Here is a 26,307-nt window from a genome sequence, read left to right on the forward strand (position 1 = left end):
ATCACGATGGTCTCCATCGTGCTGGCATTCGCGGCGGTCATCACGTGGTTTGACTGGAACTACGCCCGGCCCTTCATCAACCGGGAGGTGAGCGCCGCGACCGGTCGTCCGTTCGACATCCGGGGTGACCTCTCGCTGCACTGGCTGGCCCCGAACGCCAATGCCCCGGGGCTGGGGCGCTGGCTGCCGCGGCCTCGCCTGATCGCGAATGATATCGTGTTAGGCAATGTTGCGTGGAGCCAGACGCCGAACATGATCACGCTGGGTCGGCTCACGTTCTCGCTTGAATGGTTGCCGCTCCTGGACAAGCGCGTGGTGCTGCCCGAAGTCGCCTTGTCCGCGCCGAAGGTGCTCATCGAGCAGCGGGCCGACGGGCAAAACAACTGGACCTTCACGAAGGGCGACGGCAAACCGTCGCCGTGGACGCTGCGCATCGGCCGCCTGATACTCGAAGACGGCGTGGTACACGCCAATCTCGTGCCGCAGCAACTCGATCTGAACGCGAACATCGCCACCATCGACGGCCAGGCGCCATACGGCATCGGCATCTCGATCAAAGGCACCTTCCGCAAGGTCGCCGTCACCGGCCACGCCCGCGCGGGCGACGTGCTCTCACTCGAAGATACCGGCGATCCCTACCCGCTCGATGCCGACGTGCGGATCGGACGCACGCAGATCGCCGCCAATGGCACGTTCACGAATCCGGCCACGCTCTCCGCGCTCGACATGCATCTGCGCCTGTCCGGGCCGACGATGGCCGACCTGTATCCGATTACCGGCGTGCTGCTGCCGCAAACCCCGGCCTACGAGACCAACGGTCATCTGCTGCATACCGCGGGCGTATGGCGTTATGAACGCTTCCAGGGCAAGGTCGGGCAGAGCGATCTGTCCGGCACCCTGGTCTTTCGCCAGCGGCAACCGCGCAATATCCTGCAGGGCGCCGTCGTGTCGAATCAACTGCGGCTGGTCGATCTCGGCCCGCTTGTCGGCGCACAGAACCCTTCCGGCGGCGGCGATCTGACGGGCAAACCGAAAGCGCCGCCGTCCGACAAGGTGCTGCCGGTCGACCCGTTCAAGACCGATCGCTGGCGTGCCATCGATGCCGATGTGCAGTTCACCGGCCGCAAGATCATCAAGGACAAACGCCTGCCGATCGACAACCTCGTCACCCATCTCGTGCTCGACGACGGCGTACTCTCGCTCCGGCCGCTGGAATTCGGCGTGGCCGGCGGACGCATCACCTCGACCCTTGTGCTCGACGGGCAGACCACGCCCATGAAAGTCGACTCGCAGGTCTCGCTCCGCCATCTGCAGGTGAAGCAGTTGCTGCCGGATGTCGACCTGATGAAAACGAGCGTCGGTGAGGTCAACGGCGATGCCGCGCTCACGGCGACCGGCAACTCGATTGCCGCACTGGCCGGTTCGTCGAATGGCGAGATCAAGACGCTGATCGACCGCGGCTCGATGAGCAAGCTGCTGCTGGAGTATCTGGGGCTCAACGTCGGCAATATCGTCGTCACCAAGCTCTTCGGCGACAAGCAGATCGAGATGCGATGCGCGGCCGCCGATTTTGCCGTGCGCGACGGTGTCATGGACGCGCGTACGTTCGTCATCGACACCGACGACACGAGCATTGGCGTTACCGGACAGGTCGATCTCAAGCGAGAGCACTTCAACCTGACCATCCGGCCCGAGCCGAAGCACTTCGGCCTCCTGTCCTTGCGCTCGCCGCTCTACGTGCGCGGCACCTTCAAGCATCCGGACGTCGGCGTGAATGTACCGACACTGATCGCCCGCGCCGGGGGCGCGATCGCGCTGGGCGTGCTCGCGCCATACACGGCCCTCGTGCCACTGCTCGAACTCGGCCCGGGCAAGGACAGCCCTTGCGGCGAACTGCTCGCCAGCCTGCAGCATCCGCCCAGCCGCCATCCGTCGGCGGTCAAGCCGGTGCCCGGCGCGAATGGCGGTCCAGCCGACGGCAAGCGCGACCCGCGCGCTTCGGCCACGGCCCCGACGTTCGGGCCGGGCCGGGAAACGCCCTGACCGCCCATGCCGATCACGTCCCCTTCGCTCAGCCAATGCAATGACCATGCCAACGTGAGGGAATTGTCGCTGCCGCGCCACGCAACGTCGCGGATGGCGGCAACAGGACCGCTAGTTACTTCACTCCTTAAATATCAAGCACATGGCGCGAGTCGCCCGTCCCACGGTGCATTCGGCGAATCGATGCGCCGGCAATGCGGCAAATCGTCTCTTGCACACGTCCGCCGACTCTTCGCTATACTGTGTCGCAACCCCAACCGCAACAGACCGACACCGATCGTCGTGACCCAGACGCTTTCTCTCGCGGACCTGCGCAAAAATTACGCCCTCGGCTCACTTTCCGAGACCGATGTCGCGCCCAGCCCGTTCGATCAATTCCGACGCTGGTTTGAGCAAGCGCTTGCGGCCCAACTGCTCGAGCCGAACGCAATGACGCTCGCCACCGTCACGCCTGACGGCCGACCCGACGCTCGCATCGTGCTCATCAAGGGTGCGGACGAAAGCGGGTTCACGTTCTTCACGAATTACGAGTCGCGCAAAGGCCGGGAACTGGCGGCCACGCCATACGGCTGCCTGCTGTTCCACTGGATCGAACTCGAGCGCCAGGTGCGCATCGAGGGCCGTGTCGAGAGGGTGAGCGAAGCGGAGAGCGACGCTTATTATCATTCGCGCCCGGTGGGCTCCCGCCTGGGGGCCTGGGCCTCGGTGCAGAGCGCCGAAGTGGCGGATCGCAGCATCATCGAGCAACGCGAGGCGGAATTCCGGCGCCAGTTCGGCGACGCTCCGCCGCGACCGCCCCATTGGGGGGGCTACCGGCTCGTGCCGGAGACCCTCGAATTCTGGCAGGGCCGCGAGTCGCGCCTGCACGATCGCATCAAATATTTCCAGCTTGCCGACGGATCCTGGCGCGTCGCGCGCCTGTCCCCGTAATCATGATGTCGGCGACGCCGACGCGGTATGCCTGCCTGCCCGTTTGACGAGGAGACGGCACTGCGCCGCGCGCTGCGGAATAAAGTTTTTTTGGTGACACTTGGAGCATATCCATGTTGTGGGAGAAAAAACTCGAAAACTGGGTCAGCGGCGTCAAGACATCCTCCAACCTGCCGATCCGCCTCGCGCTCTGGAATGGACAGCACTACGATTTCGGCGCGTTCGACAACCCCAGCGTAACGTTGCGCATCAATGGCCCCGCGGCCATGACGCGTCTGTTGAGTCCCAGCCTGGACAATCTCGGCGAGGCCTATGTGAAGGGCGAGATCGACGTCGAGGGCAAGCTCGTCGACGTCATCGACATGAGTTACGCCCTCGCCGGCAGCAGCCTCACCACGCTCGGCCCGCTGGAACGTGCGGTGCGCCACTACACGCACAGCAAGAAGTCCGACAAACGCTCGATCGAGTTCCACTACGACGTGTCGAACGAGTTCTACCAGTTCTGGCTGGACAAGAACATGGTCTATTCGTGCGCCTACTTCGAGAACGGCGACGAAGACCTCGACACGGCGCAAGAGAAGAAGATCGATCACATTCTCACCAAGATCGCCTTGCAGCCCGGGCAGACATTGCTCGATATCGGCTGCGGCTGGGGCGCCCTCGTGATTCGCGCCGCGCAGAAGTTCGGGGCGAAGTGTGTCGGCATCACGCTCTCGCAGAATCAGTTCGATCTGGCCACCGAACGGGTCAGGAAACTCGGCCTGACGGATCGGATCGAAATCCGCATCCAGGATTACCGCGACGTGGAAGGTCAGTTCGATCGCATCACGAGCGTGGGGATGTTCGAGCACGTTGGACGCAAGAACCTGAAAGACTACTTCGCCAAGATGGCGTCGCTGCTCAAGGACGACGGCGTCGCCATGAACCATGGCATCACCTCGACCGATCCGGACAGCGGCGAGACGGCGATGGGCGGCGGCGATTTCATCGACAAGTACGTGTTCCCGAATGGCGAGTTGCCGCACATCAGCCTCGCGCTCGAATCGATGCAGCGCGGCGGACTCGAAGCGAGCGATGTGGAAAGCTTGCGTCGTCACTACGCACGCACCCTCACGCTCTGGTCCGAGCGCTTTGAAGCGCACGCCCCGCGTCTGCGCGAACTGGCGGGCGAAGAGCGCTTCCGCGTCTGGCGCGTGTACCTGGCAGGCTGCGCTTACGCATTCGAGCACGATCACGTCTCGCTTTATCAGATCGTCTGCCGCAAGGCGGGTCAGTCCGCCACGCGCCTGCCCTGGTCGCGCCGTTACATGTACGAGAACCGATGAGCCAGTTCGATCTGTTTGGCACGGCGCCTGACGATCCCGCGACAGGCGGACGTGCCAGGCAGGTCGATGGCGACACCGCGGCGACGAAAAGCCAAGCCCCTCGCTCGGGTACGACGCGCCGCGGCGGTGTCGGTGCGGCCGACATTTCCTCTAGCCTGCACCGCGTGGGCGAGCGGTTGCCCGGCGCGATTCGATTGGGCACCTCGTCGTGGTCGTTCCCCGGCTGGAAAGGCATTGTCTGGGACGACGACTACAGCGACGCCAAGCTTTCCCGTCAGGGACTCGCGGCTTACGCGCGCCACCCGGTCCTGCGTTGCGTCGGGATCGACCGGTCGTTCTACAAGCCGATGTCGATCGTCGAATATCAGACGTATGCGCAGCAGGTGCCGGAAAACTTCCGCTTCCTGGTCAAGGCGCCGAGCGTCGTCACCGATGCGCTCGTGCGTGGGGAAAAGGGTGAGGCCCTGAGCACAAACCCCTGCTTTCTGGACGCGCGAATCGCTGCTGAGCAGTTCGTGACCCCGTGTCTGACCGGACTCGGGCCGAAAGCCGGCGTACTCGTGTTTCAAGTCTCGCCATTGCCCTCGGAACTGCTACGTGACATTCCTGCACTGATTCAGCGTATCGAAGCGTTCTTCGCGGCGCTGCCACCATTGCCGCAGGGTGGCACTACGGCCGACGGTCTGGCCGCCCCGGGGCCATGCTATGCACTGGAAATTCGCGACGGCGCGTTGCTCACGCCGCGTCTCATGCGGGCGCTGGGGCAACTGGGCGTGCGCTATTGCATCGGCCTGCACGCGCGGATGCCCCATGTGGAGCGTCAGGCCGCGGCACTGGCGATGCTCGACGAAGCGGGCGCCGGGCCGCTCGTGGTCCGCTGGAATCTGAACAGCGGCCATCGCTACGAGCAAGCCAAGGCGAAATATGCGCCGTTCGACAAGATCGTCGATCCCGACCCGGTCACGCGCGACGTGCTGGCCGCGCTGGCCACGCATTACGCCCTCGCCGGGCATCCCGTGTACGTGATCGTCAACAACAAGGCCGAAGGCTCTTCACCGCTGTCGTGCCGCGCGTTGGCCGAACGTATCGTCGAGTTGTCTTCGACACCGTCGCTCGCCAGCGCGGAGTGACGATGGCCTGCCCGATGCGACGACGGAACGACGCGACGACGCGGCAACGCGGCAACGCAACGCTCGGCGCGAAGACGTGAAGACACAACCACGCCACGCTCGGCACGCACCCCTCGCGAAAACGACGATGGCCCGAGCCGGCATCTGCGCCGAACTCGGGCCATCGTGATTGCACTGCGAAGCGGCTGAACGTCCCGCGAAGTGCTTGAACGCTCCCGGACGTCCTTTCGCTTTACGCCACGAGATGCGGAATCGGCACGTCCGGATTCACGTCGGCCTCGTAATCCACACCGTCGATCTCGAACCCGAACAAGCGCAGGAATTCGTGCTTGTAGCCGGCGAAATCCGTCAGATCGTACAGGTTCTCGTCGGTCACCTTGTCCCACAGTGCAGCGACTTCAGCTTGCACGTCGGGCGAAAGCTCCTTCTGATCGGTGCGCACACGGCCTTCGTCGTCGAGCTTCGGCGTCGCGCCATACAGGCTGTCCTTGTACAGGCCGTAGATTTGCTCGATGCAACCCTCGTGCGTGCCCTTCGCCTTCATCACCTTGAACAGCAGCGAGAGGTAGAGCGGCATCATCGGGATGGCCGAGCTGGCTTGCGTGACCAGCGCCTTGAGCACCGCGACGCGGGCGTCCCCGCCGCTGACCGCGAGTTTGGCGCGAAGGCCCAGCACTTTCTCGTCGAGATCCTTCTTGGCAGCGCCAATCGACCCGTTCCAGTAGATATCGTGCGTGAGCTTTTCGCCGAGATACGTGAACGCCGTGGTCTTGGCGCCCGGGGCGAGCACGCCCGCGTCGGCAAGCGCGTCGATCCACATCTGCCAGTCTTCTCCGCCCATGACGGCAACCGTGTTGTCGATCTCTTCCTGCGTGGCCGGCTCGAACACCGACGCCTTGACGACTTCCTTGTCGGTATCGATACCGCGCAGCGTCACCGACTTGCCCACCGGCTTGAGCACCGAGCTGAACACCTGCCCCGTTTCCGGATGCGTGCGGCGCGGCGAAGCCAGGCTGTAGACGACCAGATCGACCTGACCGAGATCTTGCTTGATCGTCTCGATGGTCTTGGCCTTGATTTCCTTGGAGAAGGCGTCGCCGTTGATGCTCTTCGCGTAAAGCCCCTTCTCGGTAGCGAACTTGTCGAACGCGGCCGTGTTGTACCAACCCGGCGTTCCCGGCTTGGTCTCGCTGCCCGCGCGCTCGAAGAACACGCCCAGCGTTGCGGCGTCGCTGCCGAAGGCGGCGGTAATGCGCGCAGCCAGGCCGTAGCCGGTCGACGCGCCGATCACGAGCACCTTCTTCGGGCCGTTCGCAATCGCACCCTGCGCCTGCACATACGCGATCTGTTGCTTGACGTTGGCTTCGCAGCCGACAGGATGGGTGGTGACGCAGATGAAGCCGCGCACGCGTGGCTTGATGATCATGGAAACCTCATTCACAAAAATCGGAGATGCCGGCTCACCCGGCAAACACCGCGCATTGTAAACGAGGTCGGGACCGACCCGGCATTTTGACGGGGCTTCTCTCACCCCATGCTTTGGCTTTCAGACACACGGCGAAGTCCGTTCGGACAACGCCGGACGGCTCGCGGCTTATTCGGGTGCGGCCACGGCCGAGCGATCATGTCGCTTGGGAAACTGAATCTGCCGGATACGACGCACCAGCAAGGCCGCGGCAATCGCCGCGATCCCGGTGAGCAGCACCCCGGCGTGGACGGCGTTCACGAGCGTCTGGCGAGCGGTTTCGACCAGCGGCATGCCGTCGATCCCCATGGCCCGCAGATCGGTCAACAGGTCGGCACGCAGGACCGGATCGATCAGAATGCGCGGGTCGAGCGCACGGCCGACGGCATGGGCCGCCGGCGTGCCGTCGTAGCCCGACACCACACCGGCCACCCCGTTGGCATACCAGTGATTGACCAGCGTGCCCACGATCGTCGTGCCGAGCATGCCGCCGACCATGCGCGTCGACTGCAGCAGCGCGGTGGTGATGCCGAAACGTTCGCGCCCGGCGATTTCCTGCCCGAACACATTCATGTTGTTCAGAATGAAGCCGATGCCGATGCCCGCACAGCCCATCATCAGCGCGATCATGCCGTGCGACGTCACGCGATGGGACAGCCCTACCCCGGCCGAGGCGACGGCCAGCAGACAGAACCCGAGGATCAGCATGTTCGTCGGCCGCGACAGACGCACCACGATCGGCGTATTGATGAAGCTGCCCAGCGCGATGCACGCGGCAAGCGGCGTCGCGATCAAGCCAGCGGCCTGCGGGCTGAGACCGAAGCCGCCCTGCAACAGCAATGGCGCGAAGAAGATCAGCGAGTACATCACGAAGCCGATCAGCACCGACAACGTGAAGAGCACCACGAGCTGCGGGTGACGGAACATGTCGAGCGGCACGATGGGATGAGTGGCCCGCCGTTCCGTACGCAGCAGTAGCCAGAAGCCGATCGCAACGCCGGCAATCAACAGCCCATTCCCGAGCGATGCGCCATGGGCCGGCAAGTTCTCGATGAACACCTGGAAGCCGCCGAGTACGACGGCGATCCACAGCGCGCCGCGCCAATCGACGCGCACGTCGCCCTGATGTGCCAACGGAAACCTGGGGAGATATCGCCAGACGAAATACAGCGCCGCCAGACCGACCGGCAGGTTCACGAAAAATGTGGAGCGCCAGCCGAAATGCTCGGAGAGCAGGCCGCCCAGCGATGGCCCCGCCGCCGTGCCGATGCCATAGGCCGTGGTGATCACGACCTGCCAGCGCACGCGCGAGCGAGCGTCCGGGAACAGATCGGGCACGGACGCAAAGGCGGTACCAACCATCATGCCGCCACCGATCCCCTGCAACCCGCGCGCGAAAACAAGGAACGGCATGTTGGGGGCCAGACCGCAAAGCACCGAGGCGACGGTAAAGGTCAGCACCGAGGCGATCACGAACCGGCGACGGCCGAAGTAATCGCCGAGTCGTCCGAACACCGGCACGGTCACGACGGAGGCCAGCAGGTAAATGCTCGCGATCCAGGCGTAATACTCGAAACCCTTGAGTTCTGCGACGATGGACGGCAGCGCAGTACTGACGACGGTCTGGTCGAGGGCGACCAGCATGTTGACGAGCGCGATGCCAATCATGGCCATCAACGCATCGCGAAAAGGCAGGGGGCGCACGGCGGGCTACCTGAAGACGACATGGAGGGGAGCCGCCATTTTACGTGAAAATTAATGAACATATGAACGGTTAGGCGCGGCGCGGCTTTCCGGGCGTTGACGCCCGCCACGCCCCACCGGGCGGAGATCCGACCGTGCGAAACCCACGATGGCAACTGCCTTCGAAGAAAATTCAACGGCAGACCGAGTCATATTCACGAACACGGCAACCGCCCCGCCGCGCGTCGCCTCCCTCGTTTCGCCAGAACGCGGTGTTGTCCGATACCTCTTTCGGAGACTCCTTTAGCCCAACGGCACACACACTCGGCATCATAAGTGCGTCCCGGTCGCTGACGGCCTTTGCCGATCATTGCCCGTCGTTGGCCCCCATCAGGAGATACGCCCATGAGACATCGCCCCGTGCGCAACGACTATCGACGCTGGCTGGAGACGCAGGCCGCTGCCGCGTCGGGCGACGCGCCGCACGCGACGCGCCCACCCCCAGCACTCCCCCCACTGCCCGCTGCGTTGCCATTTGCTGGCTATGTGGTTTGGTGCTACGGGAGCTTTACGTATCTAGACATTCGCTTCGATCACCATCGCTTCGAGATCGTCACGCAACAGGTACCGCGCGCCGCCGAAGCGTTCTACTTCGACAGCCTCGACGCCGCCTACGGGCATGCCTCCGACGTCGGCGAGCCTTGCCTGATATTGCTCGCCGAAACCGCAGACGCGCCCGTGCGTGTCGTTGGATGACACGCCAATGCGCTTCGACGGCGGGCCCGCCGAACGCCCGTCGAACGCCCGCGGTCCGGGTTAAGCCGCCGTCTTGAGCCGGCGCGCAAACTTCTCGCGGAATTTCTTGAGCTTCGGCGCCACGACATAAGCGCAGTACCCCTGATCGGGATGCTGACGGAAGTAGTTCTGGTGATACGCTTCGGCGGGCCAGAACGTCTGCGCGGGCACCACTTGGGTGACGACCGGATGCGCATAGGTCATCTCGGCCATCAACTCGGCGATGAGATGTTCCGCCGCCGTTTTCTGCGCCTCGTCCTGATAGAAGATGGCGGAGCGATATTGCGTGCCGATGTCGTTGCCCTGCCGATTGACGGTGGTCGGATCGTGGATCTGGAAGAACACGATCAGCAGTTCCTCGAACGTGACGACGCTGGGGTCGTACGTCAGCCGCACCACTTCCGCGTGACCGGTTTCGCCCTCGCAGACTTGCTCGTAGGTCGGGTTGTCGACATGACCGCCCTCGTAGCCCGAGACTACGGACTTGACGCCATCGAGCTGCTGGTAGCAGGCCTCGATGCACCAGAAACAACCACCGGCCAGCGTGGCAACTTCCATATGGGTATTGCTCAGGGAGTTCGTCTGCTCTGTCATCATGACCTCGCTTGTCGACTATGATTTTGCCGCGGCGCACCAAACCAATAGGGCGGGCGATCCATGTGCAGATCGCCCGCCCTATTGTCGCGCAGAAGTCCGGTGAACGGCGCAAATAACCCTATGCAGCCCGCATGTCGCGCCCGCGCACGACTATCGGCCTAGCCCTGAAATTGCGTGATAAGCGGATGCAGCAGACGCGCACCGACGCGGGCCGTGAGACCGTCGCGGTCGTACGTCGGGTTGTACTCGGCGATATCCGCCACGCGCAGCTTGCCCGAACGACGCACCACACCGATGAGCGCCTCGACCACTTCGAGCGCCACGCCATGGGCCGCCGGCGCCGATACCCCCGGCGCCTTCTCGCCCGGCAACACGTCCATGTCGATCGTCAGGTACACGTGGCTCACCTCGGCGAGCATCGCGTCGAGTCGTTCACACATCTCCGGCAGCCGATGCGCCAGCATGGCCTCGTCGAGCCAATAGTCCACCTGCAGCGCCGCCGCCCGCTCGAACAGCGCGTCGGTATTGCTGTAGCGGCTCACGCCGAGACACGCGTAGCGGAACGGCGCCTGACGGCCCGCGAGCCACTGCGAGATTTGCCAGAACGGTGTGCCCGAGCTGGCGGTCGGTTGGGCGCGCAAATCGAAGTGGGCGTCGAAGTTGAGGATCAGCATCGGCTCGTCGCGCAAACGGTCGCCAAAGTGCTCGGCCACGCCAAGGAATGTGCCGTAGGCGATCTCGTGTCCGCCCCCCAGCACTACCGGACGGGCGCCCGCCGCCAGCACCTCGGCCACGCGATGGCCGAGTGCGGCCTGCGCCGCTTCGAGCCGGCCGTCGGCACACACGATATTGCCGCCATCGAACACTGCGGGCGAGCCCTGCACGGGCAAGCTCGCCAGGGCGCGACGCAGCATGTCCGGGCCGGCGACGGCCCCCTGACGTCCGTGATTCCGGCGCACACCTTCGTCACTGCAAAACCCCAGCACAACGGCGCCCCCCGCGACCTGCGACGCGTCGTAGTCGCGCAGCATCTGATGCAGACGCAGGGTATGGCCGGCTTCACCGGTATCCACGCGGCCTTGCCAGACCGTTCGATCGATTGTCATACGTTTTGCCTGCCTTGCCTTACCGTGCAATAACCGCTTGCAGAAACTCCCGCGTACGCGCTTCGCGCGGCGCGGTGAAGATCTGCTCGGGCGACCCGGCTTCGATGATCCGGCCCTGGTCCATCACCACCACGACATCCGCCACTTCGCGTGCGAACCCCATTTCGTGCGTGACGACAAGCATCGTCATGCCATCGTTCGCCAGCGCCTTCATCACCTGCAGGACTTCTCCCACCAGTTCCGGATCGAGCGCCGACGTCGGCTCGTCGAACAACATGACCTGCGGTTGCATGGCCAGCGCGCGGGCTATCGCCACGCGCTGCTTCTGTCCGCCCGAGAGCGTGCCCGGGAAGACGTCCGCCTTCGCGGCCAGTCCCACCTTGGCGAGCAGTTCGCGCGCCAGCGTCTCGGCCTCGGCGCCCTTCATGCCGCGCAGCTTGCGCGGCGCGAGCGTAACGTTCTCGAGCACCGTCAAGTGCGGGAACAGATTGAACGACTGGAACACCATGCCCACTTGGGTGCGCAGATGATTGAGGGCGTTCTCGCCCATCATCTTGCCTTGATCGACGAGCTTATGGCCGACGATCTCGATAGTGCCCTGCTCGGCCGTCTCCAGCCCGTTGCAGCAGCGCAGGAACGTACTCTTGCCCGAGCCGCTCGGGCCGATGACGACAACCACCTGACGCGCATCGACTTCGAAATCGATGCCCTTGAGTACCTGAAGGCTGCCGTAAGCCTTGCCCAGTCCTTCGATCTTCAGGATCGGCGCGCCGAATTCCTTCTTCGCTTCGTTCATTGCACGGCACCTCCGGCACGCAGGGACTTCTCGGCGCGCTGCAGCAGCAGCGTGGTGGTGCCGGTCAGAATCAGATAGACAAACGCAATCGCCAGATACACTTCGAGCGAGCGGTACGACACGCTGATGATCTTCTGGCCTTCGTGCATCACGTCGTGAATCGTGAGCAGCGACACCAGCGCGGAGTTCTTGATCAGCGCGATGAATTCATTGCCCAGCGGCGGGATCATGCGCACGATCGCCTGCGGCAGAATCACCGAACGCATGGCCATGCCGTAAGGCATGCCGAGCGAGCGGGCGGCTTCCATCTGACCGCGTTCGATCGACTGGATGGCACCGCGCACGATTTCCGAGACGTAGGCGCCGCTATAGATGCCCAGGCCCAGCACACCGCACAGGAATGCCGGCAGCAGAATGTTGAACTGCGGCAGGCCGAAGAACAGGATGAAGAGTTGCACCAGCAGCGGCGTACCGCGAATGAATGTGACGTACGCGGTACAAATGCTGTAGCGAATGCGATATGCCGGGTTCAGGCGGCCCATGCCGATCAGCAAACCCAACACGCAGCCCAGCGCCAGCGCGCAGGCCGTTACCTCGACGGTCACGAGTGCGCCCCGCGCGAGGTCCTGCCAGTTGGCCCACACCGGCGAAAAATCGAGTTCCATGCGTACTCCGTCAGTAGCTCTACGGCTTTATTGCGTCGGCGGGCGCCGTCTCCCCACTCGGGGCGACGGTCGACCCGCCCGGTATTACGTTGGCATTACGTTGATGAAAAGCTTACTTCGCGGTACCGAAGTACTTGGCGACCAGCGCGGCGTAGGTGCCGTCGGCACGCACCTTCTCCAGCGCCTTGTTCATCTCGTTGGTCAGCTCGGTGTCGCCCTTGCGCACGGCGAAACCATAGCGCTCGACGGTCAGCGTCTTGTCGAGCACCTTCACGACCGGATTCGCCTTGGCGTACAACAGCGCCGCCGGCTTGCCGGTCACGGCGGCGTCGGCGCGGCCGATCTTCACGAGTTCGAACATCTGGTCGTTCTTCTCGACTTCCACGCGCTCGACCTTCGGGTAGCTTTCCTTCAGGAACTGCACCGACTTCGTGCCCACCTGGACCGACACCTTCTTGCCGTTCAGGTCGGCCGGTTCCTTGATGGCCGTGTTGTCAGCCTTGACCAGAATCGCCAGACCGCCGGTGTAGTACGGATGCGTGAAATTCACGACCTTCAGGCGCTCGTCGGTGATATAGATCGCCGATGCGGCCACGTCGGCACGTTTGGACAGCACGGCCGGGATCAGGCCCTTGAAGTCGATGTCGATCCACTCGATCTTCTTGCCCATGACCTTGCCGAGGGCTTCGATCATCTCGACGTCGAAGCCGGTACGCTTGCCGTTTTCCACGTATTCGAATGGCGGGAAGGTCGCATCGGTGGCGACACGCAGCACGTCGTCGGCCGCGAAAACCTTGCTCGAGCAGGTGATGGCCAGCGCCATCGTGAACAGGATGTGACGCAATTTCATCTGGGACTCCTTCGTGTAGTCTCGGTCGGATAACCGGTTAAAAGTATTGCAATCGATTCGAAATACGCTCGGCTGCCGCCAACGTGAGGCGAATCAGCTCGTCGTGGCGCTGAGCCACACGCACGGCCGGCGCCATCAAGGTGATGGTGCCTTCCAAACGCTCCTTGGCGGCGAACACCGGGGCCGACACGCCCCAGACGCCGAAGTCGACTTCGCTTTCGGACACCGCATACCGCTGCTTGCGGATCTCCTCGACCTGCGCGACCAGACGCTCCTGCGCCACCGGCTGGCCCGCCAGTTGTCGGCCGATCAAGCTCTCGCGGGTGGCTTGCGGCAGGAACGAGAGCAGTGCCTTGGCCGAAGCGCCATGCACGAGCGGGTGGGCACGCCCCTTCGCAAAGGAGCAGCGCAGCGATTGCTCGCTCTCGTGCATGTCGAGGCAAACGACCTGGCCATTCGCGGCGACCAGCAGGCCGACGGTCTCGCCAGTGCGCTGCACGAGGGCTTCGATTTCTTCGCGTGCCTGGGTGACAAGATGCGAGTTGTGGTCGAAACCCCACGCCAATTGCACGCCGACCGGGCCCGGTTCGTAGAGCGCCTCATGGGCGTGCTCCTGCACCAGGCCCCACTTCTTGAGCGGCACGAGGTGGCGGTAAACCGTAGAAAGCGGCAGGCTGGTTTGCGCGGCGATCTCGCGCGCTGCGATCGGTCGTCCATGACGTGCAACCGTCACCAGGACTTGCAACACGCGCTCTGAGACCGATTGCGCTTCGGTGGTGTCCATCGTCTTAAAAAGCCAAAGAAAGCAAAGAAATCAGCGGGCTATCCCGTTGATGACGACATGGGCGCTATCTTGCGACGCAATTCCCAAAGTAAAAAATTGAATTCCCACCGGATGGTAACAAACCGAAGGATTACGCATAGGGATTTTCCCTTGCGCATTACGCAAGCGGCGCATAAAAAAACGCCGAACCCCTTATGAAACAAGGGATTCGGCGTCTTTTCAGCGACAACCGGGTGATGTTTTTTATTATCGACCGAGCATCGACGTTCGCGATTCGGAGGCCGCCGATAGCCAGCCAATGAGAATCGGCTTCTGCACTTTCCCAAGGGCGCTCTTCGGCAGTGCGTCGACGATGACCACCCGTCGCGGTAATTTGAAGCGAGCGATGCGTGCGCCGAGGAAATCGAGCACGGACTGTTGCGTCGCGCTCGCCGATGAAGCGGACACGACGACGGCAACGGGCACCTCGCCCCATCGCTCATCCGGCACCCCGACGACAGCGGCCTCCAACACACCCGGACAGTCGACCAGCGCGTTTTCGATTTCTGCCGGATAGATGTTCTCGCCGCCCGAGATGATCATGTCCTTGCTGCGACCCACGACTTCGAAACAACCGTCGTCGCGCAACCGCGCCAGATCGCCGGAGTGAAACCAGCCGCCTTCAAATGAAGCGTGGTCCGGCGCGCGCCAGTACTCACGCATCACATTCGGCGCGCGCACGAGAATCTCGCCAACGTCTCCGGCGAGAACCGGCTGGCCCGCGGCATCGGTCAGGCGGACTTCCACGCCGGGGCACGGCCGGCCAACCGCGCCCGGATGCGCCTTCGCCTCGCCGAAGCGCAACGCGATCGAAACCGGACCGGTCTCCGTCGCGCCATAGACTTGCCCGAGCGGAATGCCGCGTGCATGGAAGGCGTCGATGGCCGACATCGGCACAACGCTCGATCCGGCCATCACGCCGCGCAACGAGGACAGATCGGTCGTCTGCCATAGCGGATGGCATTGCACCGCGCGCATTGTCGCGGGCACCATCAACGACAGCGTCGGGCGATGTTTCGCCACGTCGGTGAGCCAGGCGGCCGGATCGAAGCGCGGATGCAGCGTAACGCTCGCCCCGCGCAACAGCGCCGGTAACGTCTGGATGCACAAACCGCCGACGTGGAACATCGGCAAGGTCGAGAGGACGTGGTCGTCGGCACGCATCTCGTGCGCCCACCAACTGGCCTCGGCGTTGGCCAGCAGCCCGGCCTGCGTGTGCAATGCCCCCTTGGGTTCGCCCGTTGTGCCCGATGTATAGGCGAGCAACACGGGGGCATCGGCTGCGACGTCAGGGTAATCGACCGGCTTGATCGATGGCACCGCGATCAGCCCTTCGATCGACGCAATGGCGGGTGGCGGCAGGTCGGCGTCGCCGGTGGCTTCGAGCGCATCGCGAATCTGACGGGCCATGTCGCGATGTGTTGCATCGGACCAGAGCACGCGCACCCCGGCATGGCGCACGATGCCCGCCAGCTCGGGGACCGCGAGGCGGAAATTCAGCGGCAGGAAGATGGCGCCGGCACGTGCGCACGCGAACAGCAGCGCCAGTTGCAGCTCATCGTTTAAACCCAGGCATGCGACGCGCTCGCCGGGAGCGATCCGCCACGTGCCGCGCAGATGGCCGCCCACGCGTTCGATGCGGCGCCACAGTGCGGCGAAGTCGGTCTGCTGCGCTTCGTCGCCAACGCCGCAGCGCAGCGCCAGCCGCTGCGGCGTGGCACGTGCGTGACGGGCAAGCGCTTCTACAAAGGGCGTCAACTGATTCTCCGTGAAAAGAGAGACGGTGAGGCGTGAGTGCGTAGCTTACTCGTCGCGCTCGCCCGGTTCGTAAAGCGCCTCGCGGCCGATGCGATCGAGGCACAGCTCCGCGGTCCAGGGCAACATCAGCGCACCGCAACGCGAATCACGATACAGGCGTTCGAGCGGCAGCGTCTTGAGCATCGACTGTCCGCCGCACGTACGAATGGCCAGACGGCACAGCTCGTTGGCATTCTCCATGATCGTGTACTGCGCCGCATAGGCGCGCAGACGCGCCTCCTTGCCCGGGTCGGCCCGCCCGTCCTGCAACGCGCGCAGGAAAAGCGCGCGCGTCTGCTCAAGCATGATGTGCATCTGCGCGACAGCAATCTGCTTGGTCGGATACATGCGACGCTTGACCGGCGCCCCCATCCCCTCGGCTTCCCCGCGCAGATAGCGCACGGTGAAATCGTACGCTGCCTGCGCGATGCCCATGTACGTCGGGGCCAGCGTCATGAACATGTGCGGCCAACGACTGGCGGCCTGATAGTAGACGCCGCGCGGCATCAGCTGCAATTCGTCGGGAACGAACACGTCTTTGAAAAGCAGCGTGCGCGAGACGGTGCCGCGCATGCCGAGCGGATCCCAGTCGCCGGTCACGGTGACGCCAGGGGCGTCGCCGGGCACGGCGATATAGAACGTGTCCTTCATCGACAACTCGGGCTTGTCTTCGGTGCACAGCACGCCGTAGTAGTTCGCCGCCCCAGAGAGCGACGCGAAGATCTTGCGTCCATTGATCTTCCACCCGCCGTCGACTTTCGTCGCCGTGGTGCCGAACGGCGCCTTGCCCGCCGCGGCCGCGCTGCCCTCGGAGAACGGTTGCGCATAGATCGCCCCGTCCTGGATCACGCGCGCGAAGTGATGCTCACGATAACGCGCATGCTCGGCGCGTTGCTCGGGCGTCATGTCGAGATCGTCGGCGAGAATGCCGGTCCACATCATCGAACACGTGTGCATGTTGAACGTGAGCGCCGTCGCGCCGCAATGGCGGCCCAGTTCGGCGGAGACCATCATGTACGTGGCGAAATCGGCGCCCAGGCCGCCGTCCGATTCGGGAATGCACAACTTCAGCAAGCCGGCGGCGCGCATGTCGTCGTAGTTCTCGAACGGGAACGACGCTTCGCGATCCCAGCGGGCGGCACGCGGCGCGAGCGACTCGCGTCCTACCTGCTCGGCCAGCGCCAGCAGGCGCCGTTGCTTGTCCGTGAGCGGATGATGCTCGCCGACGATCGAAGGGGGCTGATAGGCCACGGTGGTCTCCTAGAGTGTTTCGAGGAAAGCGCGCACCTCGGCGTTGAATGCCGCCGGATGCGTCAGATTCATGAGATGCCCGGCGCCGGGCAGGCAGACATAGCGCGCCTCCGGGATGGATTCGGCCATGCGCTCCATGACTTTCGCCGGCGCGTTGGTGTCATGCTCACCGGCGACGAGCAGTACCGGCACGGCGAGACGCGCGAGTGCGGCGCGTTGTTCGAAACCGACCAAGGCCTGGAGCGCCGTGCGGTACGCTGCGGGCGTGAGCGCGCCCATCGCGTCGACGGCCAGTGCCTGCGCACTCGCTCGCGCGGCCGCGCAGGGTTCGCCGAGCATGCCCGGCACGATGGCTTCAGCCATCTCGCGCAAGGTCTTGCCTGCGTCGAGCGGGGCGGTGCGCTGCCGCACGAACTCGCGCTGAAAGTCGCCGTCGGGCTTGCCGAACGCAGGGGACGTGCCGCACAGGATCAGCGCGGCGATATCGTGCGAGAACGGCGCGCCGCGCGCCATCAGCTCCTGCGCGACCATGCCGCCCATGCTGTGACCGACGAGCACGAAGCGCGATGGCCCCAACGCATCGAGCAGCGTTCGCAAGCGGTCGGCCAGCGCCGCCATTGTCGGCTCGGCGGGCATGGCGCTCTCGCCGTAACCGGGCATGTCCCAGGCGGCCACGCGATAACCGGCCGCCACGAACGTCTCGAATTGCGCGGGCCACACGTGACGATTGCCGCCGATGCCATGCAGCAGCACGAGCGTGAGCGGACCGTCACCGGCGATGCGACAGGCGGGCACGAGGCGCGTCATGACGCGAACTCGCCTTGCAATTGCCCGTCGCGCACAACGACGTCGCCGTCGAGCGCGATCGTGCAACGCCGCAGCGGCAGGTCGAAGTGCCCGAGCGTGTGACGTCCCGCCACTTCGTTGGCACCGGTCGAGTACAGGAAGTTGCCGGCAAAGGCGCGCTGCTCGGTGCCGTTGCAATCGCGCTTGTCGTAACAGGCGAGTGCGTCCCAGCGGGCACGAGGGTTCAGGCCGAAGCCGACGTGCGAGACGGCATAGGCGTCGCGATCGCCCCACGCCGCGAAGTAGTCGCGCATGAGGTCGACGTCCACACCTTCGCCATCGATGGCGACAACATAGTCGTCTTCGACGGTGAGCGCGATGCGATCGCGCAGATATTGCTTGAATGTGAGGTTGATGTCGCCGGGGGCCAGCACGAGCTGTCCGTTCACGCTGTGCGCGGCGGGGAATGCCAGCGCCAGACCGCCCGGCCAGTGGGCCACCTGCCCCGGCTTGGCGCACCAGCCCCAGACACCGCCCACACGCGCATCGCGAAGCCCGATGCGCAGATCGGTACCGGCGGCGGAGGTGACGTGCATTTGGGCGGCCCCACGCAAACGCTTGATCGCGGCGCGCACTTTCGGCTCCAGCGCCGGGTCAGTCGCGCAGCGTTCCAGAATTTCGGGATGTTCGTTCGAGACCATCAACACGCGCGCACCCCCGCCGAGGATGTCGGGCAGTTCGGGGGCATGCAACAGGCCTTCGACCGTGCAGTCGACGACCAGCGTGGCCGCCTTGAGCGCGGCGACGACGGGCGCCAATCCCGCCAGCGCATCGCTTGCGCCGGTTGAGCGCACCGGCACCGGCGCACTCACGCGCGGACTCGGCACGACCAGCCGGAAAGGCGCGGCGCCAAGCGATTCGGCGGCAAGTTGCGCTAATTCCACGTTGACAGGCCGGGATTGCGTTTCGGCTACAATCGCCACCACATCACCGGGTCCGATGCCGCAGCGCCGCAAGGTCTCGGCAAATACGTCGATCCACTTATGCTCGATTCGCTCGATCAGCATGTCGTCTCCTGAGCGTTTGACCTTCTCGCCTGCCGGGGACATTCCCCTCTGGCACGCGGCTGGCCGTCATGCGTCTTGTCGATCTGTTGTTCGTGCCATAGTATATGAATATTCATACAAATCAACCCGATCAAATTTGCCGGACGGGAGTGCAGGGACAGTGAACGCCAAACGCGCCTCAGCGCCAGATTTCGACAACGCAGCCTTTCGTCATGCGCTCGGTCAATTCGCGACCGGGGTCACCGTGATCACCACGCGCGCCGACGACGGATCGCTTATCGGGATCACCGCCAGTTCGTTCAACTCGGTGTCGCTCACGCCGCCGCTCATTCTGTGGAGTCTTGCCACGCGCGCAGGCAGCATGCCGGTCTTTCGCGAGAACTCGCACTATGCCGTGAACGTGCTGGCGTCGGATCAACTCGACGTCTGCAAGCGTTTCGCCACGATGAAGGGCGACCGTTTTGCGGGCGTGCCCTATACGCTCTCGGCGTCGGGCACGCCGGTTCTCGACGGTGCGCTGGCCTGGTTCGAATGTCATAACCGCAGCCGCTACGACGAAGGCGATCACGTCATCTTTGTTGGCGAGGTCGAGCGTTGCGGCGTGCATGCCGACGTTGGCGAGCGCATGCCGCTGATCTTCCACGCCGGTGGCTTCCACAAGCCGCAGACGCTCGGCTGAGCCGCCTCATGCCTGCCGCCGGTGCACCGTTCGTCGACGACTACCTGGCGTACCTGCTCGCGCGCGCGAGCACGCTGGTGTCCGACGAATTTCACCGTGAAGTCGCGGCGGCCGGACTCGGCGTGACGGAGTGGCGCGTCCTTGCCACGCTCTCCGACGGCCGCGCGCGCACCATCAATCAACTGGCCGACATCGTGCTCGCCAAGCAGCCGACGCTCACCAAGATCGTCGACCGGCTCGAAGCGACCGGCGACGTCGTGCGCGGCGAGAGCGCCACGGACCGCCGCCAGTCGATGGTCTCGCTCACCGAGGCCGGACGTCAGCGCGTCACCCCGCTGCTCGCCAGCGCGCGCCGTCACGAAGCCGGCGTGCTCGCCCGCTTCGGTACAGAACAATCCACCTTGCTCAAAGCGACCCTGCGCCGATTGATCGACGAGATGACGCAGGGGACGTCGGGACCGTCTGGAACGTAAGGGACACAGCGGGCGCAACGCCCGTGTAGGCGCATTCCGATCACCGCGCGGCAGCGTCCGAAATCGCAGATCGCCTTGCGCGGCGAATCGTCGAATATTCGATCACCTCACAATATTGTCGAATATTCTTTCTTAAAATTAAGAAAATACGATTTTTTCGATCAATTTCACGCCTCGCCATCCCCGAATACGCAAGCACTTGCGAAGCGAATTCTTCTAAGATGCGCATATCGATTGACGATTTTGCGCACACCCATGACCGAACCCAGCCACTGCCCAGCCAACGCGCGCGACGAGCGCCGCGTGTGGGATATCAGCGCCCCGCTCTCGAGCGACACACCGGTCTGGCCCGGTGACACGCCGTTCTCGGAACAGTCGGTGTGGCAGATCGGACCGGGCTGCCCGGTCAACGTCGGGCGCATCACGTTGTCGCCACATACGGGCGCCCATGCCGACGCGCCGCGTCATTACGACGACGACGGCGCCTTTATCGGGGAAGTGGCGCTCGAGACTTATCTTGGACCGTGCAGGGTGATTCATTGCCTTGGCGCGTCGCCGGTCGTCACACCGGATCAGGTCGCGCCCTACCTGACGGACGTGCCGCCACGCGTGCTGTTGCGCACGTATGCACAGGCGCCCGTCGCTCGCTGGGACAGTGCGTTTTGCGCCGTGGCGCCCGAGACCATCGACCTGCTCGCGGCGCACGGGGTGAAGTTGGTCGGGATCGACACGCCGTCGCTCGATCCCCAGGAGAGCAAAACGATGGACGCCCACCACCGCATTCGGGCACATCGCATGGCGATCCTCGAGGGACTGGTGCTCGATGCCATTGCACCGTCCGATTACGAACTCATCGCATTGCCACTCAAGTTGATGCGGCTCGATGCGAGTCCGGTACGTGCAGTGCTGCGTTCGCTTTGAGCCGCGAGGGCTGCGCCAGGCTCATGCACCACGACATACGACTTCCCTTTTCCGCATAGCTTTCACTGACAAAACGCAAACCATGACGTCTTCTCGCAACGAATGTCTGGCCCTTGACGCGGCCGATCCGCTCGCCCCGCTGCGCGCCCAATTCGATCTGCCGCCCGGCGTGATCTATCTCGACGGCAACTCGCTGGGCGCGCGCCCGGTGGCCTCGGCCAAGCGTGCCCAGGAGGTGATCGCCGCCGAATGGGGCGTGGGTCTCATCCGCAGCTGGAACGAGGCCGACTGGTTCGCGCTGCCGCGCACGCTCGGCGACGCCCTGGCCCCGATCATCGGCGCAGGCAAAGGCGAAGTGGTGGTGACGGACACCACGTCGAGCAACCTCTTCAAAGTGATGGCCGCCGCCCTTGATGCGCAGCGCACCCTCGCGCCGCAACGCAAGGTGGTCGTCTCCGAGCGCAGCAACTTCCCGACCGACCTGTACATCGTGCAAGGCCTCACGCGCCTGCTCGACGACGGTTACTCGCTGCGCCTGATCGATTCGCCGGACGAGCTGCCCGCCGCGCTGGGCGATGACGTCGCCGTGGTGTTGCTCACGCATGTGAACTACCGCACCGGCGCCATGTACGACATGGCCGCGCGTACGGCCGAGATTCACGCGGCCGGTGCGCTGTGCGTGTGGGATCTGTGCCACTCCGCGGGTGCGGTGCCCGTCGATCTGAACGGCGCCAACGCCGACTATGCCGTGGGCTGCACGTACAAGTATCTGAATGGCGGCCCGGGTGCGCCCGCGTTCGTGTGGGTAAACAAGCGCCGTCTGAATACCTCACGGCAGCCGCTGTCGGGTTGGTGGGGCCATCGCACGCCGTTCGCGATGCAGCCGGAATACACGCCGGACAATGGCATCGGGCACTACTTGTGCGGCACGCAGCCGATCGTCTCGCTCTCGCTGGTGCAGTGCGGCCTGGACATTTTCGCGCAGACCTCGATGGACGCCCTGCGTCGTAAATCGCTGGCGCTGACGGATCTGTTCATCGAGCTGGTGGAAACGCGTTGCGCCGAATTCCCGCTCACGCTGGTGACGCCGCGCGATCACGCGGCGCGCGGGTCGCAGGTAAGCTTCGAGCATCCGGAGGGGTTCGCCGTGATTCAGGCGCTGATCGCGCGCGGCGTGATTGGCGACTATCGCGAGCCGCGCATCATGCGCTTCGGCATGACGCCGCTGTATACGAGTTTTGCCGATGTCTGGGATTCGGTCGAAATTCTGCGTGACGTGCTGACCACGGGTTCGTGGGACAAGCCCGAATTTCGTCGCCGCGGCGCGGTGACCTGAGAGAGGAATCAAAAGCATGAGCAAGACCCCTTCCAGCGCGCACGACCCGCAGACCACCCCACCCCAGGCCACGCCCGCATCGGGCGGGTGCCCGTTCGGCCATCAAGGCGCGGACGACGCGACGCCGGGCGTATCGACCGCACCGGCGGATGCCGCGACCGATGCCACGCAATGGCACGCGGCGAAGCTCGATTTTTCGAAGAGCATGAGCTACGGCGACTACCTGTCGCTCGATCCGATTCTGAATGCGCAGCATCCGCGCTCGACCGACCACAACGAGATGCTGTTCATCATCCAGCATCAGACGAGCGAGTTGTGGATGAAGCTGGCCCTCTACGAGTTGCAGGCGGCCCGTACGGCGGTGCACAACGACGACCTGCCCCCCGCGTTCAAAATGCTCGCCCGAGTGTCGCGCATTCTCGAGCAACTGGTGCAGGCGTGGAGCGTTCTGGCGACGATGACACCGTCGGAGTATTCGTCGATGCGCCCGTCGCTGGGCAGCTCATCGGGCTTTCAGTCGTATCAGTACCGCATTCTGGAATTCATGCTGGGCAACAAGAATGCGGCGATGTTGAAGCCCCATTCGCATCGCCCCGATGTCTTCGCGCAGGTGCAGGCCGCGCTGGGCGCCCCTTCGTTCTACGACGAGGTGGTGCGCCTTCTGGCACGGCGCGGATTTGCCATTGCCCCTGAACGCCTGGAGCGCGACTGGACGACGCCGACGCCGCACGACGCCACCGTCGAGGCCGCATGGCTTGAGGTGTATCGCAACCCATCGCAACACTGGGAACTGTACGAGATGGCCGAGGAGCTGGTCGATCTCGAAGACGCGTTCCGGCAATGGCGCTTCCGCCACGTCACGACGGTCGAGCGAATCATCGGCTTCAAACAAGGCACCGGTGGTACCAATGGCGCCCCCTACCTTCGGAAGATGCTCGACGTCGTGCTGTTCCCCGAGCTTTGGCATGTGCGGACGTTGCTCTGAGTTTTTTTCAGTGCTGTGACAACACCCTTCGCATAGATTCGCACGCAGCCCTGTCACATGCCCAGGGCTGCGGCGATTGCCCGTCCCCTGACTCCGCTCCAATGCCGGTTAAGTCGCTACGTCAGGGGACGGACAATCGCCGCCATCATGCGCCCCTATGTTTCCCCCTGCTCGTTCTTGTTCGTCTCTGCTCGTCGCTGCTGTAGTTACAGCGGTCGTCCTGGCTTTGTTGGTTGGGTCATGTTGGAGGGTGTCGTCGCATCGAGGGCGGTTGCGAATCGGGTTGGGGGCCGCCCGCGGTGCGACTTAACCGGCAATGGAGTGCCGCGGGCGGCCCCCAACCCGATGGACCACCGCCGTTTGCCGATTTTTTCAGATGTTTACCGACTTACACCTGCCCACTGAGGCGCGCGGCGAGTTGCTTCAATCGAGGTGCGATCTCCTCGCGGAAGACCGCATCCGGAATGGATGACGACGGGCCGCTGCAACTGATCGCCAGCCATCGGTTCTGTCTCACGTCGCGCAACGGCACCGCGACCGCGTTCACCCCTTCATGCCAATCGCGAAACGAATAGCAACACCCCTCGCGCCGGTACGTCTCGATGCCCTTGTCGACGCCCGACTGCAGCGCGTCCCACCCCACATTGCGCAGCGCCGCCGGATTGGCGTCATAGGCATCGTGCAGATCGGCCAGTAACGTCTCCCGCTCGACAGGCGTCATGGCCGCCAGGTAGACGCGCCCCATCGAACTCGTCAACATCGACAAGCGTGATCCTGCCGTCAGGCCCAGCGTGAGATGCGCCGAATCGCTGCGGATGGTCTCGAGATACATCATGTCGATGCCCTCCCGGCAACCAAGCGAAATAGAACACCCCATTTCCTTGGCCAGCGCGCGCATATGCGGACGTGCCAGCGTCAGCATGTCGGTGCCGTTCAGGAACGCATATCCCAGCGCCAGCACGCCGGCGTCGAGCGCGTACTTGCCCAGATCGGCGTCGTAACGCAAATAGCCCAACTCGGTGAGCGTATAGGCCAGCCGGCTGACGGTCGCCTTCGGCAGCCCGGTGCGTGCGGCGAAGTCGCGATTGCCCAACAGGACGTCGTCAGGCCCAAAGGCACGCAACAGCTCAAGACCACGCGCCAGCGCCGTGACGAACTTGCGCTCGTCATGTGACGGCGGCACACCATGTGCCGGCGCACCGGCAAAGGCAGACAGGGATGTTTTGACCACAACCATCGCGCGCTCCGCATCAAAAAGGGGCGACCCATGCAACAACTGACCGTTGCCGAGCCAAAAATTTTAGTGTTAAACTAACTTCAGTTTTGGAACATTGTTCCGCATTGCGGAACTTTAGTCAAGTCGGAGCACGTTACGGGTTCGAGCGGCCGCGAGGTACGCCGGCCCGTCGAGCGGGGCCGACGAGAATTGTGTCAGCGCATTTTTCGAGAACATCGGAGGAGATAGGTCATGGCAGGCAATGCACAGTTTCATTGGGAAGATCCGCTGTTGCTCGATGCGCAGCTCACCAGCGAGGAGCGCATGATTCGCGACGCGGCAGCCGCCTACGCGAACGACAAGCTCGCACCGCGCGTACTCGAGGCGTTTCGTCACGAGCGCACCGACGCGGCCATCTTCCGCGAGATGGGTGAGATCGGCCTGCTCGGTCCGACGATTCCTGAAGCCTACGGTGGCCCGGGCTTGAACTATGTGGCTTACGGTCTGATTGCGCGTGAAGTCGAACGCGTGGATTCGGGCTATCGTTCGATGATGTCGGTGCAGTCGTCGCTCGTCATGGTGCCGATCTTCGAATTCGGCAGCGAAGCGCAGAAGCAGAAGTACCTGCCGAAGCTGGTCAGCGGCGAATGGATCGGTTGCTTTGGCCTGACGGAACCCAACCATGGTTCCGACCCCGCCGGCATGACCACGCGCGCCAAAAAGATCGCCGGTGGCTATGAGTTGAGCGGCAGCAAGATGTGGATCACCAACTCACCGATCGCTGACGTCTTCGTCGTCTGGGGCAAGCTCGCCGACGAGAATGGCGAGGAGAAGATTCGCGGCTTTATTCTGGAAAAGGGCTGGAAGGGTCTCTCCGCCCCGGCGATTCACGGCAAGGTCGGTCTGCGGGCGTCGATCACCGGCGAGATCGTGATGGACCAGGTGTTCGTGCCCGAAGAGAATCTGATGCCGGGTGTCTCTGGCCTGAAGGGTCCGTTCACCTGCCTGAACTCGGCCCGCTACGGCATCGCCTGGGGGGCGCTGGGTGCCGCCGAATTCTGCTGGCACATGGCACGCCAGTATGTGCTCGACCGTCAGCAGTTCGGTCGCCCGCTCGCCGCCAATCAGTTGATCCAAAAGAAACTGGCCGACATGCAGACGGAAATTACGCTGGGCCTTCAAGGCTGCCTGCGTCTGGGGCGCATGAAGGACGAGGGCACCGCCGCCGTCGAGATTACGTCGATCATGAAGCGCAACTCGTGCGGCAAGGCCCTTGATGTTGCCCGTCTCGCGCGCGACATGCTCGGTGGCAACGGCATCTCCGATGAGTTCGGCATCGCCCGCCATTTGGTGAACCTCGAAGTGGTCAACACTTACGAAGGCACACACGATATTCACGCCCTGATCCTCGGGCGCGCACAGACCGGCATCCAGGCGTTCTTCTGATTGTCGGCGCATCGCATCCAATCGATCGAATCGATCGATTGGAGGGGTTCGATGCCCTACACCGCGCGCCGCTCGCGCGGTGTAGGGCACTTGTCTGGTACGCGTCGTTTCTCAGGCCGCAAGTCGCGGGCCGTCAATCCCC

General features: G+C 64.0%; 24 protein-coding genes. 11 read left to right on the forward strand and 13 right to left on the reverse strand.

The features are described from left to right. Window positions 1–6: 6 nt before the first annotated feature. The 4 genes from PSO31014_RS19170 (at window position 7) to PSO31014_RS19185 (ending at window position 5,428) form a co-directional block, all read left to right on the forward strand. Window positions 7–2,043 carry an AsmA family protein gene (locus tag PSO31014_RS19170; protein WP_246176856.1) on the forward strand — a complete coding sequence of 679 codons (2,037 nt, stop codon included), beginning with the start codon at window positions 7–9 and terminating at the stop codon, window positions 2,041–2,043. 282 nt (window positions 2,044–2,325) lie between these two features. After that, a complete protein-coding gene (gene pdxH / locus PSO31014_RS19175) occupies window positions 2,326–2,973 on the forward strand; it encodes a pyridoxamine 5'-phosphate oxidase (RefSeq protein WP_150553119.1) in 648 nt (215 codons plus the stop codon). Window positions 2,974–3,086: 113 nt separating this feature from the next. Further along, window positions 3,087–4,298, forward strand: a complete 1,212-nt coding sequence (locus tag PSO31014_RS19180; RefSeq protein ID WP_150553071.1) for an SAM-dependent methyltransferase — start codon at window positions 3,087–3,089, stop codon at window positions 4,296–4,298. Next, on the forward strand, window positions 4,295–5,428 hold the full coding sequence (locus tag PSO31014_RS19185) for a DUF72 domain-containing protein (RefSeq protein ID WP_150553072.1): 1,134 nt from the start codon (window positions 4,295–4,297) through the stop codon (window positions 5,426–5,428). Before PSO31014_RS19180 ends, PSO31014_RS19185 begins: the two co-directional genes overlap by 4 nt. A gap of 232 nt (window positions 5,429–5,660) precedes the next feature. On the opposite strand, the gene fabV is transcribed toward PSO31014_RS19185, so the two are convergent. Both fabV and PSO31014_RS19195 read right to left on the reverse strand, forming a co-directional pair. After that, window positions 5,661–6,854, reverse strand: coding sequence for an enoyl-ACP reductase FabV (fabV, locus tag PSO31014_RS19190; protein ID WP_150553073.1), 1,194 nt, complete (start codon window positions 6,852–6,854; stop codon window positions 5,661–5,663). A gap of 168 nt (window positions 6,855–7,022) precedes the next feature. Then, on the reverse strand, window positions 7,023–8,561 hold the full coding sequence (locus tag PSO31014_RS19195) for an MFS transporter (protein ID WP_150553120.1): 1,539 nt from the start codon (window positions 8,559–8,561) through the stop codon (window positions 7,023–7,025). A gap of 420 nt (window positions 8,562–8,981) precedes the next feature. On the opposite strand from PSO31014_RS19195, the gene PSO31014_RS19200 reads away from it, so the two are divergent. After that, window positions 8,982–9,332, forward strand: coding sequence for a hypothetical protein (locus tag PSO31014_RS19200; protein ID WP_150553074.1), 351 nt, complete (start codon window positions 8,982–8,984; stop codon window positions 9,330–9,332). Window positions 9,333–9,392: 60 nt separating this feature from the next. Here PSO31014_RS19200 and msrA read toward each other — a convergent pair whose 3' ends face one another. The 10 genes from msrA to PSO31014_RS19250 form a co-directional block, all read right to left on the reverse strand. Beyond that, entirely contained in the window at window positions 9,393–9,968 is a 576-nt protein-coding gene (msrA, locus tag PSO31014_RS19205) for a peptide-methionine (S)-S-oxide reductase MsrA (RefSeq protein ID WP_246176866.1), read from the reverse strand. A 158-nt stretch (window positions 9,969–10,126) separates the two neighbouring features. Further along, window positions 10,127–11,074, reverse strand: coding sequence for a formimidoylglutamase (gene hutG / locus PSO31014_RS19210; protein ID WP_150553075.1), 948 nt, complete (start codon window positions 11,072–11,074; stop codon window positions 10,127–10,129). A gap of 19 nt (window positions 11,075–11,093) precedes the next feature. Next, window positions 11,094–11,870 carry an amino acid ABC transporter ATP-binding protein gene (locus PSO31014_RS19215; protein WP_150553076.1) on the reverse strand — a complete coding sequence of 259 codons (777 nt, stop codon included), beginning with the start codon at window positions 11,868–11,870 and terminating at the stop codon, window positions 11,094–11,096. Then, the gene (locus tag PSO31014_RS19220) at window positions 11,867–12,535 is read right to left on the reverse strand and encodes an amino acid ABC transporter permease (RefSeq protein WP_150553077.1); all 669 of its coding nucleotides are present in this window, start codon (window positions 12,533–12,535) and stop codon (window positions 11,867–11,869) included. The genes PSO31014_RS19215 and PSO31014_RS19220 overlap by 4 nt, the downstream gene beginning before the upstream one ends. Before the next feature lie 112 nt (window positions 12,536–12,647). After that, window positions 12,648–13,385, reverse strand: a complete 738-nt coding sequence (locus tag PSO31014_RS19225; RefSeq protein ID WP_150553078.1) for a transporter substrate-binding domain-containing protein — start codon at window positions 13,383–13,385, stop codon at window positions 12,648–12,650. Window positions 13,386–13,422: 37 nt separating this feature from the next. Further along, on the reverse strand, window positions 13,423–14,169 hold the full coding sequence (locus PSO31014_RS19230; RefSeq protein WP_150553079.1) for an IclR family transcriptional regulator: 747 nt from the start codon (window positions 14,167–14,169) through the stop codon (window positions 13,423–13,425). Between the two features lie 246 nt (window positions 14,170–14,415). Next, window positions 14,416–15,966 (reverse strand): class I adenylate-forming enzyme family protein, encoded by a 1,551-nt coding sequence (locus PSO31014_RS19235; RefSeq protein WP_150553080.1) that lies wholly within the window; start codon window positions 15,964–15,966, stop codon window positions 14,416–14,418. A gap of 45 nt (window positions 15,967–16,011) precedes the next feature. After that, window positions 16,012–17,256, reverse strand: coding sequence for an acyl-CoA dehydrogenase family protein (locus tag PSO31014_RS19240; RefSeq protein ID WP_017235003.1), 1,245 nt, complete (start codon window positions 17,254–17,256; stop codon window positions 16,012–16,014). Window positions 17,257–17,265: 9 nt separating this feature from the next. Beyond that, window positions 17,266–18,063, reverse strand: coding sequence for an alpha/beta fold hydrolase (locus PSO31014_RS19245; protein WP_150553081.1), 798 nt, complete (start codon window positions 18,061–18,063; stop codon window positions 17,266–17,268). Continuing rightward, window positions 18,060–19,109, reverse strand: a complete 1,050-nt coding sequence (locus PSO31014_RS19250; protein WP_150553082.1) for a 2,5-dihydroxypyridine 5,6-dioxygenase NicX family protein — start codon at window positions 19,107–19,109, stop codon at window positions 18,060–18,062. The genes PSO31014_RS19245 and PSO31014_RS19250 overlap by 4 nt, the downstream gene beginning before the upstream one ends. A gap of 160 nt (window positions 19,110–19,269) precedes the next feature. On the opposite strand from PSO31014_RS19250, the gene PSO31014_RS19255 reads away from it, so the two are divergent. From PSO31014_RS19255 to kynA, 5 genes are all read left to right on the forward strand, one after another. Further along, the gene (locus PSO31014_RS19255; RefSeq protein WP_150553083.1) at window positions 19,270–19,788 is read left to right on the forward strand and encodes a flavin reductase family protein; all 519 of its coding nucleotides are present in this window, start codon (window positions 19,270–19,272) and stop codon (window positions 19,786–19,788) included. An 8-nt stretch (window positions 19,789–19,796) separates the two neighbouring features. Beyond that, the gene (locus PSO31014_RS19260; RefSeq protein WP_150553084.1) at window positions 19,797–20,261 is read left to right on the forward strand and encodes a MarR family winged helix-turn-helix transcriptional regulator; all 465 of its coding nucleotides are present in this window, start codon (window positions 19,797–19,799) and stop codon (window positions 20,259–20,261) included. A 255-nt stretch (window positions 20,262–20,516) separates the two neighbouring features. After that, window positions 20,517–21,182 (forward strand): arylformamidase, encoded by a 666-nt coding sequence (gene kynB, locus PSO31014_RS19265; RefSeq protein ID WP_150553085.1) that lies wholly within the window; start codon window positions 20,517–20,519, stop codon window positions 21,180–21,182. An 82-nt stretch (window positions 21,183–21,264) separates the two neighbouring features. Continuing rightward, a complete protein-coding gene (kynU, locus tag PSO31014_RS19270) occupies window positions 21,265–22,518 on the forward strand; it encodes a kynureninase (protein WP_150553086.1) in 1,254 nt (417 codons plus the stop codon). Window positions 22,519–22,534: 16 nt separating this feature from the next. Continuing rightward, the gene (gene kynA / locus PSO31014_RS19275; RefSeq protein WP_150553087.1) at window positions 22,535–23,503 is read left to right on the forward strand and encodes a tryptophan 2,3-dioxygenase; all 969 of its coding nucleotides are present in this window, start codon (window positions 22,535–22,537) and stop codon (window positions 23,501–23,503) included. A gap of 388 nt (window positions 23,504–23,891) precedes the next feature. Here the strand turns inward: kynA and PSO31014_RS19280 are convergent, their stop codons facing one another. Beyond that, a complete protein-coding gene (locus PSO31014_RS19280; protein WP_246176868.1) occupies window positions 23,892–24,740 on the reverse strand; it encodes an IclR family transcriptional regulator in 849 nt (282 codons plus the stop codon). A 231-nt stretch (window positions 24,741–24,971) separates the two neighbouring features. Between PSO31014_RS19280 and PSO31014_RS19285 the strand changes: the two genes are divergently transcribed. Continuing rightward, complete coding sequence (locus PSO31014_RS19285; RefSeq protein ID WP_150553088.1) at window positions 24,972–26,165, forward strand: acyl-CoA dehydrogenase; 1,194 nt, start codon at window positions 24,972–24,974, stop codon at window positions 26,163–26,165. The last annotated feature ends 142 nt before the right edge of the window (window positions 26,166–26,307 follow it).

Source organism: Pandoraea soli (assembly GCF_902459595.1).
Taxonomy (GTDB): domain Bacteria; phylum Pseudomonadota; class Gammaproteobacteria; order Burkholderiales; family Burkholderiaceae; genus Pandoraea; species Pandoraea cepalis.

Excerpts from the sequence above, each read along its gene's own strand:
- PSO31014_RS19195 (WP_150553120.1), bottom strand. The coding sequence starts at position 8,561 with ATGATTGGCATCGCGCTCGTCAACATGCTGGTCGCCCTCGACCAGACC.
- kynU (WP_150553086.1), top strand. The coding sequence starts at position 21,265 with ATGACGTCTTCTCGCAACGAATGTCTGGCCCTTGACGCGGCCGATCCG.
- PSO31014_RS19185 (WP_150553072.1), top strand. The coding sequence starts at position 4,295 with ATGAGCCAGTTCGATCTGTTTGGCACGGCGCCTGACGATCCCGCGACA.
- kynB (WP_150553085.1), top strand. The coding sequence starts at position 20,517 with ATGACCGAACCCAGCCACTGCCCAGCCAACGCGCGCGACGAGCGCCGC.
- PSO31014_RS19220 (WP_150553077.1), bottom strand. The coding sequence starts at position 12,535 with ATGGAACTCGATTTTTCGCCGGTGTGGGCCAACTGGCAGGACCTCGCG.
- kynA (WP_150553087.1), top strand. The coding sequence starts at position 22,535 with ATGAGCAAGACCCCTTCCAGCGCGCACGACCCGCAGACCACCCCACCC.
- PSO31014_RS19285 (WP_150553088.1), top strand. The coding sequence starts at position 24,972 with ATGGCAGGCAATGCACAGTTTCATTGGGAAGATCCGCTGTTGCTCGAT.
- PSO31014_RS19215 (WP_150553076.1), bottom strand. The coding sequence starts at position 11,870 with ATGAACGAAGCGAAGAAGGAATTCGGCGCGCCGATCCTGAAGATCGAA.
- PSO31014_RS19280 (WP_246176868.1), bottom strand. The coding sequence starts at position 24,740 with ATGGTTGTGGTCAAAACATCCCTGTCTGCCTTTGCCGGTGCGCCGGCA.
- PSO31014_RS19250 (WP_150553082.1), bottom strand. The coding sequence starts at position 19,109 with ATGCTGATCGAGCGAATCGAGCATAAGTGGATCGACGTATTTGCCGAG.
- fabV (WP_150553073.1), bottom strand. The coding sequence starts at position 6,854 with ATGATCATCAAGCCACGCGTGCGCGGCTTCATCTGCGTCACCACCCAT.
- PSO31014_RS19200 (WP_150553074.1), top strand. The coding sequence starts at position 8,982 with ATGAGACATCGCCCCGTGCGCAACGACTATCGACGCTGGCTGGAGACG.
- hutG (WP_150553075.1), bottom strand. The coding sequence starts at position 11,074 with ATGACAATCGATCGAACGGTCTGGCAAGGCCGCGTGGATACCGGTGAA.
- PSO31014_RS19225 (WP_150553078.1), bottom strand. The coding sequence starts at position 13,385 with ATGAAATTGCGTCACATCCTGTTCACGATGGCGCTGGCCATCACCTGC.
- PSO31014_RS19170 (WP_246176856.1), top strand. The coding sequence starts at position 7 with ATGGTCTCCATCGTGCTGGCATTCGCGGCGGTCATCACGTGGTTTGAC.
- PSO31014_RS19180 (WP_150553071.1), top strand. The coding sequence starts at position 3,087 with ATGTTGTGGGAGAAAAAACTCGAAAACTGGGTCAGCGGCGTCAAGACA.
- PSO31014_RS19245 (WP_150553081.1), bottom strand. The coding sequence starts at position 18,063 with ATGACGCGCCTCGTGCCCGCCTGTCGCATCGCCGGTGACGGTCCGCTC.
- PSO31014_RS19230 (WP_150553079.1), bottom strand. The coding sequence starts at position 14,169 with ATGGACACCACCGAAGCGCAATCGGTCTCAGAGCGCGTGTTGCAAGTC.
- msrA (WP_246176866.1), bottom strand. The coding sequence starts at position 9,968 with ATGATGACAGAGCAGACGAACTCCCTGAGCAATACCCATATGGAAGTT.
- PSO31014_RS19260 (WP_150553084.1), top strand. The coding sequence starts at position 19,797 with ATGCCTGCCGCCGGTGCACCGTTCGTCGACGACTACCTGGCGTACCTG.